Raw genomic sequence first — 3,421 nt, 5'->3', positions numbered from 1 at the left:
TCAATACAATTAACAGAAAATGAAGAGAATCAAAGCCGTCCTATAAGGACGGGGCTTCAGACCCAGTTCTTTGGTGACAATAGGCGCGATGGATTTCAGAAAAGCATTTTTTTGGGTAGATGATATGGCAAAATAACCAACTAGGAAAATGACACAAAAAATTCTGCTGAAAACAAAGCTTTTAAGCAGAACTTCTGGTTCTGCTTTTTTGCGATCGCCCACTTGTGGATTAACCACAATTATGATAATCGTTAGCTTACTTCTATTGAGTCCAACTCTTGCAGGCGATCGCACAGCCAACACCACAGCCAACACCACAGCCAACTACATCGCCCACTGTATCGCCAGCAAAGACACCCAAAACTTGCAATGTCGGTGCTGATCTGATATCGCTGCATGACTTTGATTTGGCAAATGGCTTGCTCAGCTTCCACGAACAACCGATTGTACGACGGCAGTGACTCAAGAGCGGGAACGCTCGTCCCGGCAATAGGTCTTTGATGCCTTCCCACTGGTCATCGCGCAGCGCATAACGTCGCGTCATCGTTCTGGGATTGGTTTCCTTCTGGGATGGCTTCCTCTAGCTTATCTAATTGATGACACGCTGTAGTCTAAGGCCAATTGTCCCAAGCTTGAGCCACAATGTCGCTCAGCCAGAGCCTCTGAGCAAAATCGAGCAGATTGTCGTCGGCGAGCACCTCAGCCTTCAACTCATCCAAAGACTGAGAGCGCGATCGAGCTATTTGAATCACACCCGCGATCGCCGACGCCACCAATTCTTCATTCAGCGGCTGCTGTCGCAAAGCAATCATTTCTTGAGGGTTCGTAGGAATGGGATAATTCATAGGAATGCATACCGAAGGGAGTAGATATTCAGCCGCTGTGGGGCTTCCGGCGAATCAGCTAAAAATCTGAGAACACTGTAAACTTATTTAAAACTAAATAAGTATTCGGGAGTATAACTTAGTTTGCTCCCTTGTCAACTCCCCCATCTTTATTCATTTATTCAGAATTAAGAGTCTAATTATGCAAGAAATTCTTTATCTAGAAGTCCCCACACCAGATACAGCAGCCGTCTGCACTTGGTTGCAGCACGAATTCGATCCCGGAATAGGAGAAAAAATTATTACTCCTGATGGTTTTCGCCTGCTTTCACCCGCCACAACAGACGAGGTTCTCAAGTCTGGAACTCAAAATGCCAATCCAAAACCCGCCTTCGCTGACACCCATTCAGGAAACCAAAATTGGCGATCGACAGAACTTTCCACCTTTGTCTGGTCACTGCAGCGCACAACTTATTTAAAAGTCTTTCGTCTAGAAGAGCCGCCCGCTGGAGAAAGAAAGTTCCTGGAAGCTCTGAATCTTGCTGTAAGAAACAAGTTTCCCGATCGCTACTCCGAACCCCCTGTCATAGAGTTCTCCAAACAGTCAATTTTTGAGGCTCTTGCCCCCTATTACCCCCTGACGGTCAAATACTTCCAAAAAATGCCCAAAGGCGAATACGACCTCCAGCGCGTCTACTGGTGGGAGCAGCGCTGGCGCGAAGGCACCCGCAATCCCCAAAAGCCAAAACAAGTAGTGTTTTTGCACGAAGAAGGAAGTTCGGCAACGAGCAGTGTACAAGATGTAACGGAGGTCAAAAAGACCGAAGTTGCAACAGGGGAGAAGGCATCCGGCACAATTCCAGTGTCTGATTCTGGCGATACTTTTTATGACTTAATTTATATTGGCGGGGCCTTGGGAGTGATTCACGCCGCAGTGATGGCGAGATTGGGCTACCGAGTGCTGCTAGTGGAACGAATGCCTTTCGGGCGGATGAATCGCGAGTGGAATATTTCGCGGGACGAAATTCAAAGCTTAATTGATTTGGGTTTATTTACTGCTGCGGAAATCGAAACTTTGATTGCCCGAGAATACAAAGATGGCTACAACAAGTTTTTTGATGCTAACAATCCGCCCGTTGCTAAAGCGGCAGTTCTGCACACACCGAAGGTACTCAATGTAGCTTTGGACGGCGAGAAATTGCTGGATTTAGCGGGAGTGAAGCTAACAGAAGCTGGCGGGGAAATCTGGGACGAAACAGAGTTTATCAGAGCCGATGTTGAAGCGGAAAAAGTAGTAGTTCAGGGTCGCCACTTGCCGACAAAAGCCGATCGCACTGCATTAGGACGGCTGCTGGTGGATGCAATGGGTTCGGCTTCTCCCATCGCTTGGCAATTGAACGAAGGGCGGGCTTTTGACAGCGTTTGTCCGACGGTGGGAGCAGTCATCGACGGAGGATTTGAGCCGGGAGTGTGGGATTCCGATTACGGGGATGTGCTCTACACTCACGGGGACATTTCTCGGGGGCGCCAGCTCATTTGGGAGTTATTTCCCGGCGCCGGCACAGAACTGACAGTTTATCTATTTCACTACCACCAAGTACATCCCGAGAATCCCGGTTCTTTGCTGGAAATGTACGAGGATTTTTTCGCAATTTTGCCGGAGTACCGCCGCTGCGATGTCGATAAATTGGTGTGGAAAAAACCGACCTTCGGTTATATTCCCGGGCATTTTAGCACCAACAGCAGCGATCGAGCCGTGGCGATCGATCGCCTAATCTCGATCGGCGACGCAGCATCCCTGCAATCTCCCCTCGTTTTCACCGGCTTCGGCTCCCTCGTCCGCAATCTTTTCCGCTTAACAGACCTTTTGGATACAGCTTTAAAGCACAATTTGTTGACGGCAAATCACTTAAACAAAATTCGCGCTTACCAGAGCAATGTTTCAGTAACTTGGCTGTTTTCTAAAGGCATGATGGTTCCAACTCATCGTAGTTTGCCACCCCAAAGAATTAATTCAATTCTCAATACCTTTTTCGGTATTTTGGCAGCACAGAAACTCGCCGTAGCCGAAACTTTTATTAAAGACAGAACCGACTGGCTAACTTTCAATCGACTGGCTCTAGAAGCAGCCGGAAAAAACCCTTCTCTCCTGATGTGGATTTTAGATTTTGTCACCTTGCGGGATATTTGGCGCTGGCTGGGGAGTTACTTGAGTTTTACTCTGCTGGCTTTGGCCAGTTGGCTGTTCGGATGGCTTCCCAGCTTCGCCCGCAGCGTACAGCCTTGGTTGGAGCCCCGGTATCCGGCTGTTTGGCTGTGGCTGTTGACTAGCTGTTATGCTCTCACCTACGGCATGGGAAAAGGGAGAAAAGAGTTTTGAGTTTTGAGTTATCAGAAAATTGGGTTTAAAACCCGGTCTTTCGCTTGACAAATTTTGTAAAGTTTTGAGAAGTTACCTAAAAATCTATGCTGATATCAATTCCGGCAGTAAGGCCGGAATGATATCAAATCTGCGCTTCTAAGTCGGGCGTAAAGTCGAATCAAGCTTGCCAACAAATAATTCGCGCAATTTTCATTTTTTTGACCCCTCCTTCTAC

Annotated in this window: 3 protein-coding genes and 1 pseudogene; 2 read left to right on the top strand and 2 right to left on the bottom strand. The window is 47.7% G+C overall.

Annotated features, from left to right (window positions below):
- Positions 1-148: 148 nt before the first annotated feature.
- Positions 149-382: a hypothetical protein gene (locus tag QUB61_RS38520; RefSeq protein WP_333136649.1), complete on the top strand. Its 234-nt coding sequence runs from the start codon at positions 149-151 to the stop codon at positions 380-382.
- A 43-nt stretch (positions 383-425) separates the two neighbouring features.
- Here QUB61_RS38520 and QUB61_RS38515 read toward each other — a convergent pair.
- Positions 426-544, bottom strand: a pseudogene (locus QUB61_RS38515) (IS5/IS1182 family transposase); the annotation flags it as partial.
- Between the two features lie 67 nt (positions 545-611).
- Positions 612-845: a hypothetical protein gene (locus tag QUB61_RS38510; RefSeq protein ID WP_333136647.1), complete on the bottom strand. Its 234-nt coding sequence runs from the start codon at positions 843-845 to the stop codon at positions 612-614.
- A 181-nt stretch (positions 846-1,026) separates the two neighbouring features.
- Between QUB61_RS38510 and QUB61_RS38505 the strand changes: the two genes are divergently transcribed.
- The gene (locus tag QUB61_RS38505) at positions 1,027-3,204 is read left to right on the top strand and encodes a flavin-dependent dehydrogenase (RefSeq protein ID WP_333136645.1); all 2,178 of its coding nucleotides are present in this window, start codon (positions 1,027-1,029) and stop codon (positions 3,202-3,204) included.
- Positions 3,205-3,421 lie beyond the last annotated feature (217 nt).

It is taken from the genome of Microcoleus sp. C2D2, assembly GCF_036702495.1.
In the GTDB taxonomy this organism is placed as follows: Bacteria; Cyanobacteriota; Cyanobacteriia; order Cyanobacteriales; family Microcoleaceae; genus Microcoleus.
This window is presented reverse-complemented; position numbering and strand designations above follow the sequence as displayed.

Coding starts and splice junctions, on each gene's coding strand:
- QUB61_RS38520 (WP_333136649.1), top strand. CDS start 149: ATGACACAAAAAATTCTGCTGAAAACAAAGCTTTTAAGCAGAACTTCT.
- QUB61_RS38510 (WP_333136647.1), bottom strand. CDS start 845: ATGAATTATCCCATTCCTACGAACCCTCAAGAAATGATTGCTTTGCGA.
- QUB61_RS38505 (WP_333136645.1), top strand. CDS start 1,027: ATGCAAGAAATTCTTTATCTAGAAGTCCCCACACCAGATACAGCAGCC.